This is a genomic window from Mycobacterium sp. NGS64 (assembly GCF_059812245.1).
Map to the genome: position 1 here is coordinate 15757 of NZ_JCALCI010000006.1, position 14588 is coordinate 30344.

Sequence of the window (14588 nt, forward strand, 5' to 3'; positions counted from 1 at the left end):
AAAGACCCGACGCGACGACGAGCTGCCGCGACGCGCGCCTCAGGCCTGGGGGCCCTCCGAGGGCGGCCAGTGCGCGCCCGGCGACGCATCGCCGGGTTCGGCGTGCTCGCCACGGGACAGCGGAACCCATTGCTCGGTTGGCGCGGGCTGCTTGGACGACGGGAAGTCCCGCAGCGGACCCGACGGCTTGGCGTCCCACTTGGCGAAGGTCAGCGGCGTCCGTAGCCAGCAATGCAGCAGGTTGTACGCCGCCTCCAGCGAGTCGATGTGGGTGCGCTCCCAGCCGTGGCTGCCGTCGACGCCGAAGCCGACCAGCGCGGCCCGGGTGCCCGCGCCCGCCTCGATCGCCGCGGCGGCGTCGGAGCGGTAGTAGCGAAACACGTCCCGCACGAAGGGAATCCCTTGCTCCTCGGCGAGCCGGCACATCCTCCGGGTCAGGTGATAGTCGAAGGGGCCGTGCATGTCGGCCATCGGGATGGTCACGCCGTCCTCGATCGAGTGCTGGCCGGGCGCGCACACCGCGTTGTCCACCGAGACCAGCTCCGCGACATCCGCCGGCAGGCCGTGGCTGGCGCCATGGCCAACCTCCTCGGTGATGGTGACCATGATCGTGGTGCGGTGCGGCAACACCACCTTGTTCTCGGAGAAGTTCTTGGCCAGCGCGAGGGCGATTGCGACGCCGGCCTTCCCGTCGAGGTGACGCGAAACGATGAAACCGTCGGCGGTGAGTTCGGGGCTGGCGATCAGCGCGACGAAGTCACCGACGTTCAAGCCCAGTCTGACCAGGTCCTCGCGCGAGGACACCTTGCGGTCGACGCGGACCTCGATGTTGTCCCAGTCGGTGGGTTGCGTGTCGATCTCGTCGCCGAACCGGTGCCCACTTGCCTTGAGCGGCAAGACCGTTCCGGTGATGAACTCGTCGGGGTCGTCGCTGAAAATCCGCACGCGGGCACCCGTGGCGAACCGGGCCGAAAAGGTGCCGACCGGAATCAGCTCGAGGCGGCCGTTGTCCTTGAGGCTGCGCACCATGCAACCGATGGTGTCCGCGTGAACCGCCAGCGCCCGGTCGATGGTCGCGGACTCCCCCGGCAATTCGGCGGTCAGCGCGCCGCGGCGCGTGAGGGTGAACGGCACCCCGAAGTCGTCGAAGATGTCGCCGATCAGCTGCATCACCGCATCCGTGCGTCCCGCCGGACTCGGGGTCTGCAGCAGTGCGAGCAGCGTGTCGATCATCCACGCGCGGTCGGCCTCCGCCATGGCCGCGGTTTGGGGCACAGCCTCTCCTTCCCGGTTCGTTCGGAATCCGGGTTCAACCTACCGGTTCGCGCGGGAGCGGAAGGGCGCAGCCGCAACGTCTACAGTTGGAGCGCGATGAACGCGTCGGCGGTTACCGGGTGACCGACTTCGTCAAGCGCCGGCCGGGCGCACCCGCCGGCTACTTCGCGTGGGAAGCCGCGGGGCTGCGATGGCTTTCGGCCGTCGCGGGTGGCGTGCCGTGCGCGACGGTTGTCTCTGTCGGCGCCGACCACCTCACGCTAGGGCGGCTGGAATCGGTGCCTCCCAGCCCCGAAGCGGCGTACGAATTCGGGAGCCGACTCGCCGTGACACACGACGCGGGCGCACCCGCGTTCGGCGCCGGGCCCGACGACTGGGACGGGCCCGGGTTCTTCGGTCCCTTGTCCCAGCCACTGCCGATGTCGCTGCGTGGGCACCCAAGCTGGGGTGAGTTCTACGCCGAGGAGCGGCTGATCCCGATGGCCGAAATGGCGGCGCCGCGCCTCGATGCTTCCGTCCGCGCCACGATCGACGCCGTCGTGGCGCGTTGCCGCGCCGGCGACTACGACTCCGATGACGACTTTCCGGCGCGGCTGCACGGCGATTTGTGGAGCGGCAACGTGATGTGGACACCTGACGGGGTGGTCCTCATCGATCCGGCCGCCCATGCCGGTCACCGCGAGACCGACCTGGCGATGCTCGCGCTGTTCGGCTGCTTGCACTACGACACGGTCCTCACCGGTTACCAGCGCGTGCGATCGCTGAACCCGGGCTGGCACAACAGGATCGGACTGCACCAGCTTTACCCACTTCTGGCGCATGTCGCGTTGTTCGGTGGAGGGTATGCCGCGCGGACCCATGCGGCGGCGCGCGCCGCATTGGACGCACGTTCGAAGTAAGCCCATCTGCCGCACCTTTTGCCGCAAAAATTTGTTTCCGGCGTTGCCGCAAATTGGAGTTAGGCTCCTCGATGTCCGGTCATATCGCAGATTAGGAGCCCGCTATGAAAGTGGATGCGCAGGGACACGAGGAAAAAGACGTCCGCCGGCTACGGGAATTCGCCACATTCGACAAGCTTTCGGATAGCGATTTGCGGCGCATTGTCACGGCGGCACATCACACCTCCACGCACGCGCCCCTGCCGCTGATTCACGAGCAGACCCCGTCGGACGCCTGCTACATCCTGCTGACCGGCGAGGCCGGCGTCTATGTCGGCCATGACCGCGTTGCCGTGGTGGGGCCGGGCGAAGTGATCGGCGAATCTGCGCTGCGCCGTGGGAAATTGCGTTCCGCGACCGTCACGACGACCGGGCCGGCCGAGGTGCTGCGCATCGAACGCGACGACCTGGGCCGCTTGCTCGACGAGATGCCGGCACTGCGCGAAACCATGGACGCCACCGCGGCGCGGCACGCGGCCGCAGCCGTCCCCGAGCAGCCGCCGAAGCCAAAGCCGACGCATCGCAGGGTGGACGCGCAGGTCCCGACGGAGTTGGTCGAGCGGTTCGAACAGGCCGCGGAGGGCGCCGGGGTGCGGGTCTCGGCCGCGCTCGAAGATGCGCTCACCCAGTGGATCGAGCGAAACGGCACAGGGTAGCCGGCAGACGGCTAACTATGGGTTCACATTCGGGCAGATCTGCTTGATCCAACCGGTGATCGAGTCCCTGTTGGAGTTCAGGTCGGGGTCGTCGGGCCGCGCGCCGACGGTGGTGACGAAGTGCTCGATCGCGGCCTTCACCGGATCGGGCGGACCGTACTTCTCCAGCGTGTCTGCCCACTTGCGCGCGTTTTCCGGTTTCGCCGCCACCATCAAGTTGTCCTTGGCGAACGAAATGTCCAGGCAGGTGGATTGGTCGAGTGGCGCGGCCGGCGTGGACGAGGTGGGTGCCGTCGTCGGCTGGGACGGGGCCGCCGTCGGCGAGCTCGACGTCGACGTCTCACTCGACGTGGGTGCCGATTGAGTATTGCCGTTCGAGCAGCCCGCGGTGATGACCGCAATGGCGACCACTCCCGCGAGCGCAGTTCCGTTTAGCCGCATCAGACACTCCTTTGCCCGACGATCTATTTGCTGCAGGCACCTTACCGGCAATTCGGCTGCGACGCTGTTTGACGGCGAATCCGGTTATGCCGATTACATTTCGGCGATCAGGTCGCCGAGGGCGAGGATCCGCTGGGCGTCGCGCACGTGCAGGCTCTCGATCATCCGGCCGTCGACCGTGATGACGCTGTTCCCCGCGGCCTGGGCCTCTTCGTAGGCCGAGACGATCTTGCGGGCATCGGCCAGCTCCTGGTCCGACGGTCCGAACACGTCGTTCGCCGGTCCGATCTGGGACGGGTGAATGAGGGTCTTGCCGTCGAAACCGAACTCCCGGCCTTGCCGGGCCTCGGCCCGGAAGCCGCCCTCGTCGCTGATGTCGTTGAAGACGCCATCCAGGACGACCTTGCCGGCCGCCCTCGCCCCCAACACGGCGAGCGACAGCGCCGTGAGAACCGGCGCCCGGCCGGGCAGGTGCAATCCGTGCAGATCGTTCACCAGATCGTTGGTGCCGACCACCAACGCCGCCAACCGATCGCTGGCCGAGGCGATCTCTTCGGCTCGCAAGATGGCCCTCGGCGTTTCGATCATGACCCACAGCTGCAACGACTCCGGCGCGCCGGCCCGGTCGAGCGCGGCGATCAGCGCCCGGACCTGTTCGCCCGTCTCGACCTTCGGCACGAGCACGCCGTCGGCGGCCGAACCGGCCACGGCCGCCAGATCGTCGTCGTGCCAGTCGGTGCCCAAGCCATTGATACGCACCACGATCTCGCGAGGTCGGTAGGCCCCGGAAGCGACGGCGTCGCACACCCGCGAGCGCGAGTCGGCCTTGGCGTCGGGCCCGACGGCGTCCTCGAGGTCGAAAATGAGCACGTCCGCCGGCAGCGTGCGGCCCTTCTCCAGGGCACGCGCGTTATTACCGGGTAGGTACAGGGCGGATCGGCGCGGGCGCAGCGTCGGTGGCATGCCACGACAGTAGGGCCTTTGGGATAAGCCTCGCCCACAGTGGGAAATCCCCCGTATGGGGAACCCCGGTGGGAACAGGGAGGAGCAGCTCATGCAGCGAGACGAAATCCGGTCACTCGCCGACTTGGCCGGTGAGGGCACCCGGGTCTTGACCACGCTCGTGCGCGATACGCACAGCGGCATCGCGCGACGCGTGTTCGGCGCCGTCGGACCAGTGTCGAAACCCGTGGAGGTCGTCCACAACACCACCGCCGCGGCGACGTACTACGCCGTCGACCGCGCGATTCGGGGCGCCCTGCGCGCCGCCGGTGAACTGGCCGCCGAGACGCGCGGCAGCGACGAGGACGAGACCGTCGAAGCCAATCCGAGGGTCGCCGGGGTCATCGCGGCGCTCAATGGCATCTACGGCGACGAGCTGACCGACCGCGGAAACGGCTTTGCGCTGACCATGCAGCTGCGCCATCGCGGCAAGCCGGTCGCGATGACCGCCCCCGACATCGCGGCGGCGTTCCCGCGGGCAACGGGCCGGATCGCGGTCTTCGTGCACGGCTGGTGCATGACCGAGATGTCGTGGTGGCGGCGCCCGCGCGACGGCGAAGAGGTGAAGTCCTACGGCGCGCGGCTGCGTGACGACCTGGGATTCACCCCGGTTTACCTGCGCTACAACACCGGCCTGCACATCTCCGACAACGGAAAATCACTCGCTGCCCTGCTGGATCAGCTGCAGGCGCTCTGGCCGGTGCCCGTCGAGGAGATCGCGCTGATCGGTCATTCGATGGGCGGCCTGGTGATCCGGAGCGCCTGCCACTACGGAACCCAGGATGAGCACGGCTGGCCCGGCGCCGTTCGGCACGTCGTCTGCCTCGGCTCCCCGCACCTGGGTGCCGACCTGGAGAAGGGTGTCAACGCCGCCTCGTGGGCGCTGGCCCGACTGCCCGAAACCCGCGCCCTGTCTTCATTTCTCAACGCCCGCAGCTCGGGCACCAAGGATCTGCGATACGGCGCGCTGCTCGACGAGGACTGGAGCGACTGCGACCCCGACGAGTTTTTGCGGGACCGCTGCAACGAGGTGCCCTTCCTCCCCCACGCCGTCTACCACTTCGTGGCGACCAGCGCGGGCCCGGGCGCGGTCGGGGCGGTGCTCGGCGATCGCCTGGTGCGGCCGCAAAGCGCGTCCGGTGTGGGCAAGTCCCGCCAGATTCCGTTCGACCCGGATCACGGGCTGAAGCTCACCGGCCTGCACCACTTCGATCTGCTCAACCACGCCGACATCTACGCGAAGTTACATCACTGGCTCGATCAGCCCGTCCCGCCGGCGGACTAGCCCTTTTTCTCGCGCCACTCCCGCTCGAACGGCAATCGCCACGCGTTGGGGGCGATCAACTGGTGAATCGCGTTGGGCCCCCACGTGCCCGGCTGGTAGCTCTTGGCCGGCGGTGGGTCGTCGAGCAGGTCCTGCGAACGTTCCCACAACGATTCGATGCCCTCGGCGGTGTTAAACAGCGTGTGGTCGCCGCGCATCGCGTCGAGGATCAGCCGCTCGTAGGCCTCCAGCACGTCGACGACGGTGTCGATCTCCTGTGAGGAGAACTGCATGGACAACTTGTCCAGCTTCATGCCGGGGCCCGGCCGCTTGCCGTAGAAGGACAGTGAGACCTTCGAGTTGTCGGCGAGGTCGAAGGTGAGGTGGTCGGGACCCTGGGTCCCCACGCCCGACCCCGGCGGAAACATCGTTCGCGGAGCCTCTTTGAAGGCGATCGAGATAATGCGGATGCCCTCGGCCATCTTCTTGCCGGTGCGCAGGTAGATCGGCACGCCGGCCCAGCGCCAGTTGTCGATGCCCACCTTGAGCGCGATGAAGGTCTCGGTGTCGGAGTCCTTCGCCACCCCCTTCTCGTCGCGATACCCGCTGTACTGGCCGCGCACCACGTTGGACGGCTTGACCGGCAGCATCGACCGGAACACCTTGTTCTTTTCCTCGCTGATGGCAAAGGGTTCGAGCGCCGTCGGCGGCTCCATCACCACGAACGCCATCACCTGGAACAGGTGGGTCACCACCATGTCCTTGTACGCGCCGGTGTCCTCGTAAAAGTTGGCCCGCTGATCCAACCCCAGCGCCTCGGGGATGTCGATCTGGATGTGGTCGATGAAGTTGCGGTTCCAGATCGGCTCGAACAGGCCGTTGGCGAAGCGGAACGCCAGGATGTTCTGGGCGGCCTCCTTGCCCAGGAAGTGGTCGATGCGGAAAATCTGGGATTCCTCGAACGTTTCGTGCACGAAGTCGTTGAGCGCCACCGCGCTGGCCAGGTCCGTGCCAAACGGCTTCTCCATGACCACCCGGGAGCGGTCGACGAGCTCCGCGTCGCGCAGCATGGTGATGACGTCACGCGCCGCCTTCGGCGGAACGGAAAGGTAATGCAGCCGCCGAACGTTGGGTCCCAGGTTGGCTTCGGCTTCGGCGACCGCGCTGGCGAGTGCGCCGGGTCCGGCGCCCTGCGGGACGTAGGTGACGATTTTGGCGAAGTTGGCCCACTGCTCGTCCGTCAGCTTGTGCGTGCCGAAGGAATCGATCGCGTTCTTGGCCAGATCACGGAACTCGTCGTCGCTCATGTCTTCCAGCGACGTCGCGACGATTTGGATGTCGGGGGCCAGTTCGGACTGATCCAAATAGGCCAGGCCCGGGATCAGCTTGCGCTTGGCGAGGTCCCCCGTCGCGCCGAACAGGACGATGACGTGGGGCTCCAGCCGTTCAGTGTCGTGGCGTCGCGGGCGTTTCTCCGGCGCCGGGTAAGAGATCGTTTGCGGTTTCTTGTCGGCCACCCTTGCGATCCTTCCATCGCAGCGCCGTGTGTGCAGCCCCATGTTGGGGTCGATCTGCGCGGTTATCGATCGCGGGGCGGGGTATGGAAAGCGATATGACCGGACCCGACCGAGACCAGCTGAGCCACGCCGAGGAGCTGGAAAACATCGTCGACGAGCTCGACGAGAAGGTTGCCAATGAGCGGGAGGCCGAAGGCGTCCCCGGCAAGCCCAGCGACCGCGAACGTGACGCCGCGGGGCCCGGCGCGCAGGACGAGCCGCCGGATTAGGCCCGCGGTATTGCCCTCGAGAACCCTTGACCGCCAATCCATGCGGCCCTAACCTAATCAGGTGTACGAAACCGTTTCGTTCACAAGGAGCGTCGCGTGGTCCGTGGAGAAGCCCGCACCGACGCGATTCTGGATTCGGCAATCGAGCTGATGGCGACGACCGGATACGACCGGCTCACCATTGATGCTGTCGCATCGCGCGCGAGAGCCAGCAAGGCCACGATTTACCGCCGCTGGCCCGGCAAATCCGAATTGGTGATCGCGGCGTTGGCGCGACGTGGCGCGGCCTCGGCCACAGAGGTTGACACCGGCGACCTCCGCGGCGACCTGATTCAAGCGGTCACCCAGATGCGCGACGGACTCGCATCCCAAGACGGTGCGGTGATTTTGGGGCTGCTCAACGCGATACGCGAAAACGCGGAGCTCGCCGAGCATGTCCGCGGTCACGTCCTAAGTGAAAAGCGAGCGGTCATCGGCCGACTCGTCGAGCGTGCGGTCAGGCGAAAGGAACTGCCCACCCGCGCGGACCACGAGTTGGCGTCCGAGATCGCCTCCGCACTGGTTTTCACGCGCATCCTGGTGACGGGCCAGCCACTTGGGGACGACGAGATCGTGCGCATCGTGGACGCGGCGTTGATGCCCGTGCTGACGTGCGATTCGAGGAGGGGCAAGCCGTGATCGGGGCGCTTGTGCTCGCTTTTGTGGGAGGCCTGCTGGGCGGCAATGCGATTCCTCACTTCATCCGCGGAATCACGAAGCAGCGCTACCCGAACGCGTGGGGTGGCGGTCCCATTCCCAATGTTGTTGCGGGATGGCTTGGTTTGGTGCTGGCCGCGGTGGCGCTGCACACGGCGTTCGAGGGGCGCGAGCCACTGTGGCCTTTCTGCGCAGCGGCGATCGGGGTGCTCTTGATCGGACTCTTTCACGCCGGGCCCGGCGCATTCGGTCGGCGATGATCATCTCCCACGCGCGGGCGGCCCGAACCAGGCTTTCAGGGCGTCGGCGAGGGGTCGCTCCCCCACCCAGGCGACGTATCCGTCGGGGCGAATCAACACCGCGTCGAGGGCGGTGACGGGGCCGAGGTCCGGAAGTTCCCACGTTTCAACGTATTTCGCGTCGACCAACGTGACGCGATCCTCCCAGCCGGCGATGTCGACGGCGCCGGGCTCGCCGAGGTTGAGCAGCACCGGCCGCGCGTCGTGCAGCAGGGCGAATACCCGCACCGTGCCGTCGGCGGTGACCAGATCGAGATCGGGCATCCGACGGCCGAGCAGCGGGTGGCCCTCGCCCAGGTCGTAGCGGATGTCGAGACCCGACATCATCGCGGCGTATCGCCGCCGCGGCTCGGCCATGCTGAGCAGGTCGGAAGTGACCTCTCGCAAGGCCTTTGTGCGGTCGTCCGGGCGAAGCAGCGCCATTTGGGCCATGGCGTTGCGCAGCACGCGCGCAGCCACCGGGTGCCGTTCGGTGTGGTAGGTGTCCAGCAGGCTTTCCGGGGCCGCTCCTTTGACCACCTGGGCCAGCTTCCATCCCAGGTTCACCGCGTCCTGCACGCCGGTGTTGAGGCCCTGCCCGCCGATCGGATGGTGCACGTGCGCCGCGTCGCCGGCCAGCAGGATTCGCCCGGCGCGGTAGGTCGCCGCCTGCCGCGCCGCGTCGGTGAACCTGGAAATCCATGCGGGACTGTGGATCCCGTAATCCGTCCCGTAAACGGCGATGAGCGCCTCACTCAGCTCGCGCAGGGTGGGCTCGCCGGCGGGCCTGACCTGCCGCTCGGTCACCATGACCCGCACCGGCCCGCCGTCCTCCACCATGCTGAGCGAATGGACACCCAGGGCGTCGTGGCGGATGCCCCATTCCGGCGCTTCGCCCGCCATGTCGACCTCGGCGAGGAGGTAGCTCATCGCCGGGTCCCATCCCGGGAAGTCGATGCCGGCCGATTTGCGGACCGAACTGCGTCCCCCGTCGCAGCCGACGACGTATTCCGCACGCAGGGAGTGGCCGTCGGTGAGCTCGATGTCGACGCCGGCGTCGTCTTGGGCGACCCTCGTCACCTCACGTCCGCGATAGGTCGGCACGTTCAGCTCGTCGACCCAGCCGGCCAGGATGCGCTCGATGTGGATTTGCCACAGCGCGAGCCCGTAGGGGTGCCGGGTGGGAAAGTCGCTGATGTCCAACCGAATCTGGGAAAACCCGGCGACCTGCGCCACTTGGCCCTCGGAAAGGAAACGATCGGCGATGCCGCGCTGATCGAGGACCTCGATGGTGCGCGAATGCAAGCCGCCCGCCCGCGCCCCGATCAGCTCCTGGCTGGCGCGCCGCTCCACAATGGCCACGTCGACGCCCGCCAACGCCAGCTCGCCCGCCAGCATCAGCCCGGTCGGGCCTCCCCCGACAACTGCCACCGCGTGGTCGGCCATTGGTTCCCTCAACACACTCATCTCGCCCCCCGAGTCGGTCCGGTTTGGCTTCGACCAGCGATTTTGCGGCATGACCCCGGTCTTGCCGCAAGCCCCCGGGTGCGTAATATGTTGAAGTGGGACGGATTAAAAGCCGCCCCTTCTTTTTGCATCCGATCTGGGTTTTCGATAAACCATCAACGGTCTCCTGGGATCTGAACTACGGTTCAGACGAATGGCGGTTGCGCGCTCCCAAAATGGCGGTGAAATAATCGGCCGCGCGCCCGCATCGGCGCATCTGACCAGAGAGTGACGGGATGGGTCTACGCCTCGCAGGGCCCGTGGGCCACCCCCGCCGATACAAGCTGCGGTTGCGCGCCGACTCCGGAAGCGGTTTTTACGGCAAACACCAGGTCCGGCTGCTGCGAATCTACTTGGGCACCACGACATTCCTGTACGCCTACGGGTTGGTGTTCACCACCGTGATTCTGCTTCACCCCGACCGACCCCGGGGGCATCCGGTTGGCGGCATCGTGGCGATCGTCCTCGGTGTCGTGGCGCTGGCGTGGCTGGCCGTCCGGCCCGACAAACCCGCGCCCGCGACGGCGGCGGCGATCGCGGCCACACCGATCGTGATGGCCTTCCACATCGCGATCATCGCCGAGTTCGTCTGTCTGATCGCGCCGATGTTTCTGGCGATGTACCTGCGCGCGTTCTACTCGCCGCGCCGCGGCATGGTCCTGGTCGGCGTGCTCGCCCTGGCGTGTGTTGCCGGCCTGGCGGTGTCGCGCACCGCGACGCTCGGCATCGATTACTTCATCTTTGTGATCGCGATCGTCGGAGCGGCGGAGTCGTTCGGCCTGGTGACGCGGACGCTGGTGGACGCGGCGTGCACCGATCCGCTCACCGGGTCGCTCAACCGCGCCGGTTGGGAGATCGCCACCGCCGACCTATTGGCGCGATCGCGTTCGACATCTACCGTCATCACGGTCGTCGCGCTGGACATCGACAACTTCAAACGCATCAATGACACCGACGGGCATGTGGCCGGCGACCAGCACCTGATCAGCCGAGCGACAGCGTGGCGAAACGCGGTTCCCCCCAACGCGATTCTGGCCAGGCTCGGCGGCGACGAGTTCGCCGTGTGCATCGCCGAGCGCTCGGGCCCCGGTCCTACGGCGGCCGAGCGGTTCGTCGCCGCCGTGCGGTTACAGACCCCGGGCACGAGCGTCGGGACCGCATCGGCCGACGGAGCGAGCGCCAATGTGGCCGTGCTGTGGGCGGTCGCCGACGCGAATCTGTACACCGCCAAGCAGAACAGGGCTCCGCAGCGCCGGGATCCCGATCTGCGCCACGCGCTGTAGACCCGACTTGGCTGCGAGCGCAAACGAAATCCTCTATGCGACAACTTGTTTCGGCTCAGATATGGAACCGGCCTAGTTGTTTGTCGGTGGGGGTTGGGGTTCGAAGGGGGTGTACCACCACCAGTCGGCGCGTTCGCCAAGGGGTCCGCGGCAGGGTGGGACGTCAGGCGGGGGGCGCTTCGGTGGACGCGCGAGTGATCCCGCGGACAGTGGTCGGCCGTCGTCGTCGGTGACGACGAGGTGGTCGGCGGGTCCGGTGATGGTGATCAGGCCGCGGTGGTGTGCCCGGTGGTGATAGGGGCAGAGCAGCACCAGGTTGGTCAACTCGGTGGGGCCGCCGTTTTCCCAGTGCACGATGTGGTGGGCGTGCAGGCCGCGGGTGGCCCCGCAGCCTGGTACCGCGCAGGTGGGGTGGCGGTGTTCGAGGGCGCGGCGTAGCCGGCGGTTGACCGTGCGCGTTGTGCGCCCGGCACCGATGGGCCGCCCGTCGCGTTCGAACCACACCTCGCAGGTGGCATCACAGGTCAGGTATTGGCGCTCGGCGTCGGACAGCAGTGGGCCCAGGTGCAGCGCGGCGGAACGCCGCTCGACATCGAGGTGCACGACCACCGTGGTGTGTTGGGCGTGCGGGCGGCGCGCCGCTTCGGCGTCCCAGCCGGCCTCCACCAGCCGCAGGAAAGCGTCGGCGGTGTCCGGGAACGGCGGCGCCGCATCGGAGGCGGCCTCGCTATCGTCGCGGTCGCGCTTCCACTGGGCGATCAGCGCCTCGCGGTGCGACGCCAGCGCCGCGTCGAACGTCGCCGCCTCGGGATGCGGAAGCTTGATCCGCCAACAGCTGCCGTCCTCGCTCGAGGTCTTGGTGATCGAGGGTTGCCGCTCCGGGCGGGCCTCGGGTTCGGGGCGCGGTTCGAGTTTGATCGCGGTGCGCAGCTGGGTGACCGTGGCCACCTTCGCCAGCTGGAGGTAATGCTTATCCGAGCCCGCGCCCGCGCGGGCGGCGATCACCCCGACCTGATCTAGCGATAACCGGCCCTGGCGCAAGGCCCGGGTGCAGCGCGGAAACTCCTGCGCCCGGCCGGCCACCGTGGCGATGGTGTGGGCGTTGGCCGGCGAGCAGCCGGTCTTCCAGGCCACCAACGCCGGGATCGACCGCGCCCCGGTGTTACCCCACAATCCGTCGCGATCGATCTCGGCGACGATCTCCACAATGCGCCCATCAATCGCATTGCGTTGACCGCACAACTCCGCCAACTCCTCAAACAGCACGTCAAGACGCGTCGGAGTGTTCACCACCCACGCGCCAACGGATGCGGTTGAAGACATGACCCCATGATCGCAGCGGGGTACGACAAGTTTTCGGCTACGAAGTCCGCGCCGGGATCCCCATCACTGCGGGTGGCTGGCCACGTACTCCGCGGCGGGGATCGGCGACGAGGCGGCGTAGCCGATGGGCAACAGCACGTCGCCAGCGGTGGTGTTGCAGTAGACGTCCCAGCGGTAGTAGGCGGCAAAAGTCGCGGGATCGGACCCGATGAGTGCCGCGTACTGATCGACCGCGCGCACGTATTCGTTCGCGTGGTTGTACCGGTAGATCGCGTGATCGCGGTCGCCGGCAAAGCCATTGGCGGCCAGGTATCGGCCCGCCGCCATGATGCTGTCGTGCGGCGAGTTGATGTCACCGCCCTGCCCGTAACCGGCAAATGTCCCGGGCAGGAACTGCATCGGCCCCTGCGCGCCCGCGGTGCTCACGCCATGGATGCTGCCGAGGCGGGTTTCGACGAGGTTGATGGCGGCCAGGTAGTTCCAGCCGACGCCGGATTCCGACTCCGCCTGGTGGTAGTAGCCCAGCAGCTCGTCGGCCGGCGGCGGCGGCTCGATGCTCCACGCGGGCAGCGTGTCCCGCGCGGCCGTCATCGCGGTGAGTTGCCGGCGGGCGTCGACGTTGCGGTCGTAGACATCGAGCACCGATGCCGGGATCCGCGGTCGTATGGTCGCATCCCATTCGGGGTGGCGCCCGATGGCGCGATACGCCGCCTGCTCGCGGTGCGCCGCCGCCGCCAACCCAGCTTCCCCCGTCGATGCGTCACGCAGCGCGTGCTCGTCGGCGACGAGGTCGTCGGCCACTTGCGCGGGGTCCGAAGCCAGCTGGGGCTGCGCGCCGGCGGGGATGCTCGGCGCCGCGGGCCGCGTCGTGGTCGTGGCGCATGCAGTTGGAGCCGGCGCCCCGGCGAGGGCGACCAGGATCGCGCCGAGGACAATCAGCGTGGCGCGCGGTTTACCGCTCACAGTGTGCCTCCCGTCCGATCCGACTCGGGGTAGCTCAACGGTAGCGACACGCGAGGCGGCCGCTATGCGCTGTCCCGATTCGCGCACTGGCGGCCGTCATCGGCTCGAGCGGCGGTTGCCGCCGGGTCGGCAAACTGGCTCCCGCGGCTTCGTCGCGGCCCAGCGCGATCGCGGCCGCCGCCATCGCCATCACCGCGACGGCAAGGACCAGTGCCGCCGATCCTCGGACCGCCAGGTGCTCCCCGAGCACCACCACACCGAGCACGACCGCGACGATCGGTTCGCCGACCAACATGATCGGTACGGACGCCTGCAACGCGCCGGCGTGAAACGCCGCTTGTTGCACCACGGTGAGCAGCGCGGCCAGCCCGACCAGCACATAAAGGGCCGGCACGGTCAGCAGCCCCTGCCACCCGGCCACGGCGAAGCGGTGCGTGCAGATCTTGGTCAGCACGGCGATCATGCCCAGCAGGACCGCCACCGGGATCGCCAGCAGCATGGCGCGGGGCCGCCCGGCGGCGCGGCGGGCCGCGGCGACGCACACGACCACCAGCGGCACGGTCATCATCAGGGCGATCGTCCACGCGGGCACCGGGGCCCGGTTATGGCCCTCGCGGGGCTGGCCGACGAGCACGAAGACGGCCAGGGCGGCGGTCAACAGCGTCGCCCACCCCCAGTCGGCCCAACTGATGCGCTGGTGGCACAGCCTCGCGCTCATTGGCAGTGCGAACAGCAGCGACGACACCAGCAGCGGCTGGACCAAGAGCAAGGATCCGTGGGCCAGCGCCAGCGCTTGGAAGACGTACCCGGCGACCGCGGCGAGAGTGCCCGCCCACCACAGCGGTTCGCGGACCAGGGTGGTGGCCATCGTTGCCGACATGGCTTTGTCGTCAGGGACGCCGCGTGCGACCCGTTGCCGAACGACGATGCCGACCGCGGCCCAGAATGCGGCGAGCAACGCCGACACGATCGCCACTGCGTGTAGCGCCACCCACCCCATGGCCGGGTGCATACCCAGCATTCAAGCGGCGCGAACCTCCCCGGCGAGAGGGCGCGACTCACTGGTAGAAGATCGTCGTCCCGACGCCACCCGGGTTACACGAGATGTACACGGGGCGTTCGAGGAAGGGCGGCGCCCACGTGTTCATGTCGGTTGGCGGACGCGGCGGAGGCGTCA

Annotated in this window: 15 protein-coding genes; 7 read left to right on the plus strand and 8 right to left on the minus strand. The window is 67.9% G+C overall.

All coding sequences use genetic code 11. The features are described 5' to 3' along the window. Window positions 1-39: 39 nt before the first annotated feature. Window positions 40-1275 carry an osmoprotectant NAGGN system M42 family peptidase gene (locus AC5Y4S_RS23575; protein ID WP_500035029.1) on the minus strand — a complete coding sequence of 412 codons (1236 nt, stop codon included), beginning with the start codon at window positions 1273-1275 and terminating at the stop codon, window positions 40-42. Between the two features lie 119 nt (window positions 1276-1394). Between AC5Y4S_RS23575 and AC5Y4S_RS23580 the strand changes: the two genes are divergently transcribed. Beyond that, entirely contained in the window at window positions 1395-2174 is a 780-nt protein-coding gene (locus tag AC5Y4S_RS23580; protein ID WP_500035176.1) for a fructosamine kinase family protein, read from the plus strand. A gap of 104 nt (window positions 2175-2278) precedes the next feature. Further along, on the plus strand, window positions 2279-2869 hold the full coding sequence (locus AC5Y4S_RS23585; protein WP_500035030.1) for a cyclic nucleotide-binding domain-containing protein: 591 nt from the start codon (window positions 2279-2281) through the stop codon (window positions 2867-2869). Window positions 2870-2884: 15 nt separating this feature from the next. On the opposite strand, the gene AC5Y4S_RS23590 is transcribed toward AC5Y4S_RS23585, so the two are convergent. Continuing rightward, window positions 2885-3310: a hypothetical protein gene (locus AC5Y4S_RS23590; RefSeq protein ID WP_500035031.1), complete on the minus strand. Its 426-nt coding sequence runs from the start codon at window positions 3308-3310 to the stop codon at window positions 2885-2887. Between the two features lie 93 nt (window positions 3311-3403). Then, the gene (locus tag AC5Y4S_RS23595) at window positions 3404-4273 is read right to left on the minus strand and encodes an HpcH/HpaI aldolase/citrate lyase family protein (protein WP_500035032.1); all 870 of its coding nucleotides are present in this window, start codon (window positions 4271-4273) and stop codon (window positions 3404-3406) included. A gap of 91 nt (window positions 4274-4364) precedes the next feature. On the opposite strand from AC5Y4S_RS23595, the gene AC5Y4S_RS23600 reads away from it, so the two are divergent. After that, window positions 4365-5597 (plus strand): esterase/lipase family protein, encoded by a 1233-nt coding sequence (locus AC5Y4S_RS23600; protein ID WP_500035033.1) that lies wholly within the window; start codon window positions 4365-4367, stop codon window positions 5595-5597. Here AC5Y4S_RS23600 and zwf read toward each other — a convergent pair. Beyond that, window positions 5594-7093 carry a glucose-6-phosphate dehydrogenase gene (gene zwf / locus AC5Y4S_RS23605; RefSeq protein ID WP_500035034.1) on the minus strand — a complete coding sequence of 500 codons (1500 nt, stop codon included), beginning with the start codon at window positions 7091-7093 and terminating at the stop codon, window positions 5594-5596. The genes AC5Y4S_RS23600 and zwf overlap by 4 nt on opposite strands. 83 nt (window positions 7094-7176) lie before the next feature. Between zwf and AC5Y4S_RS23610 the strand changes: the two genes are divergently transcribed. From AC5Y4S_RS23610 to AC5Y4S_RS23620, 3 genes are all read left to right on the plus strand, one after another. Continuing rightward, window positions 7177-7362: a hypothetical protein gene (locus tag AC5Y4S_RS23610; protein WP_068106058.1), complete on the plus strand. Its 186-nt coding sequence runs from the start codon at window positions 7177-7179 to the stop codon at window positions 7360-7362. Window positions 7363-7458: 96 nt separating this feature from the next. Beyond that, entirely contained in the window at window positions 7459-8040 is a 582-nt protein-coding gene (locus tag AC5Y4S_RS23615) for a TetR/AcrR family transcriptional regulator (RefSeq protein ID WP_500035035.1), read from the plus strand. Beyond that, window positions 8037-8318 (plus strand): hypothetical protein, encoded by a 282-nt coding sequence (locus AC5Y4S_RS23620; protein ID WP_500035036.1) that lies wholly within the window; start codon window positions 8037-8039, stop codon window positions 8316-8318. The genes AC5Y4S_RS23615 and AC5Y4S_RS23620 overlap by 4 nt, the downstream gene beginning before the upstream one ends. On the opposite strand, the gene AC5Y4S_RS23625 is transcribed toward AC5Y4S_RS23620, so the two are convergent. Next, complete coding sequence (locus AC5Y4S_RS23625; protein ID WP_500035037.1) at window positions 8319-9782, minus strand: FAD-dependent monooxygenase; 1464 nt, start codon at window positions 9780-9782, stop codon at window positions 8319-8321. It lies immediately after the preceding gene. A gap of 344 nt (window positions 9783-10126) precedes the next feature. Here AC5Y4S_RS23625 and AC5Y4S_RS23630 point away from each other — a divergent pair, with 344 nt between their 5' ends. Next, window positions 10127-11125 (plus strand): GGDEF domain-containing protein, encoded by a 999-nt coding sequence (locus AC5Y4S_RS23630; protein ID WP_500035177.1) that lies wholly within the window; start codon window positions 10127-10129, stop codon window positions 11123-11125. 72 nt (window positions 11126-11197) lie between these two features. Here the strand turns inward: AC5Y4S_RS23630 and AC5Y4S_RS23635 are convergent, their stop codons facing one another. The 3 genes from AC5Y4S_RS23635 to AC5Y4S_RS23645 all read right to left on the minus strand — a co-directional run bounded on the left by AC5Y4S_RS23635 (window position 11198) and on the right by AC5Y4S_RS23645 (window position 14423). Next, a complete protein-coding gene (locus AC5Y4S_RS23635; RefSeq protein ID WP_500035038.1) occupies window positions 11198-12448 on the minus strand; it encodes an HNH endonuclease signature motif containing protein in 1251 nt (416 codons plus the stop codon). Window positions 12449-12511: 63 nt separating this feature from the next. After that, on the minus strand, window positions 12512-13411 hold the full coding sequence (locus AC5Y4S_RS23640) for a lytic transglycosylase domain-containing protein (protein WP_500035039.1): 900 nt from the start codon (window positions 13409-13411) through the stop codon (window positions 12512-12514). A gap of 34 nt (window positions 13412-13445) precedes the next feature. Further along, complete coding sequence (locus tag AC5Y4S_RS23645) at window positions 13446-14423, minus strand: DMT family transporter (protein WP_500035040.1); 978 nt, start codon at window positions 14421-14423, stop codon at window positions 13446-13448. Window positions 14424-14588: the final 165 nt, after the last annotated feature.

What these genes read in the sequence shown, in the direction of transcription:
- AC5Y4S_RS23585 (WP_500035030.1), top strand. Translation starts at nt 2,279, where the DNA reads ATGAAAGTGGATGCGCAGGGACACGAGGAAAAAGACGTCCGCCGGCTA.
- AC5Y4S_RS23590 (WP_500035031.1), bottom strand. Translation starts at nt 3,310, where the DNA reads ATGCGGCTAAACGGAACTGCGCTCGCGGGAGTGGTCGCCATTGCGGTC.
- AC5Y4S_RS23595 (WP_500035032.1), bottom strand. Translation starts at nt 4,273, where the DNA reads ATGCCACCGACGCTGCGCCCGCGCCGATCCGCCCTGTACCTACCCGGT.
- AC5Y4S_RS23600 (WP_500035033.1), top strand. Translation starts at nt 4,365, where the DNA reads ATGCAGCGAGACGAAATCCGGTCACTCGCCGACTTGGCCGGTGAGGGC.
- AC5Y4S_RS23610 (WP_068106058.1), top strand. Translation starts at nt 7,177, where the DNA reads ATGGAAAGCGATATGACCGGACCCGACCGAGACCAGCTGAGCCACGCC.
- AC5Y4S_RS23625 (WP_500035037.1), bottom strand. Translation starts at nt 9,782, where the DNA reads ATGGCCGACCACGCGGTGGCAGTTGTCGGGGGAGGCCCGACCGGGCTG.
- AC5Y4S_RS23635 (WP_500035038.1), bottom strand. Translation starts at nt 12,448, where the DNA reads ATGTCTTCAACCGCATCCGTTGGCGCGTGGGTGGTGAACACTCCGACG.
- AC5Y4S_RS23645 (WP_500035040.1), bottom strand. Translation starts at nt 14,423, where the DNA reads ATGCACCCGGCCATGGGGTGGGTGGCGCTACACGCAGTGGCGATCGTG.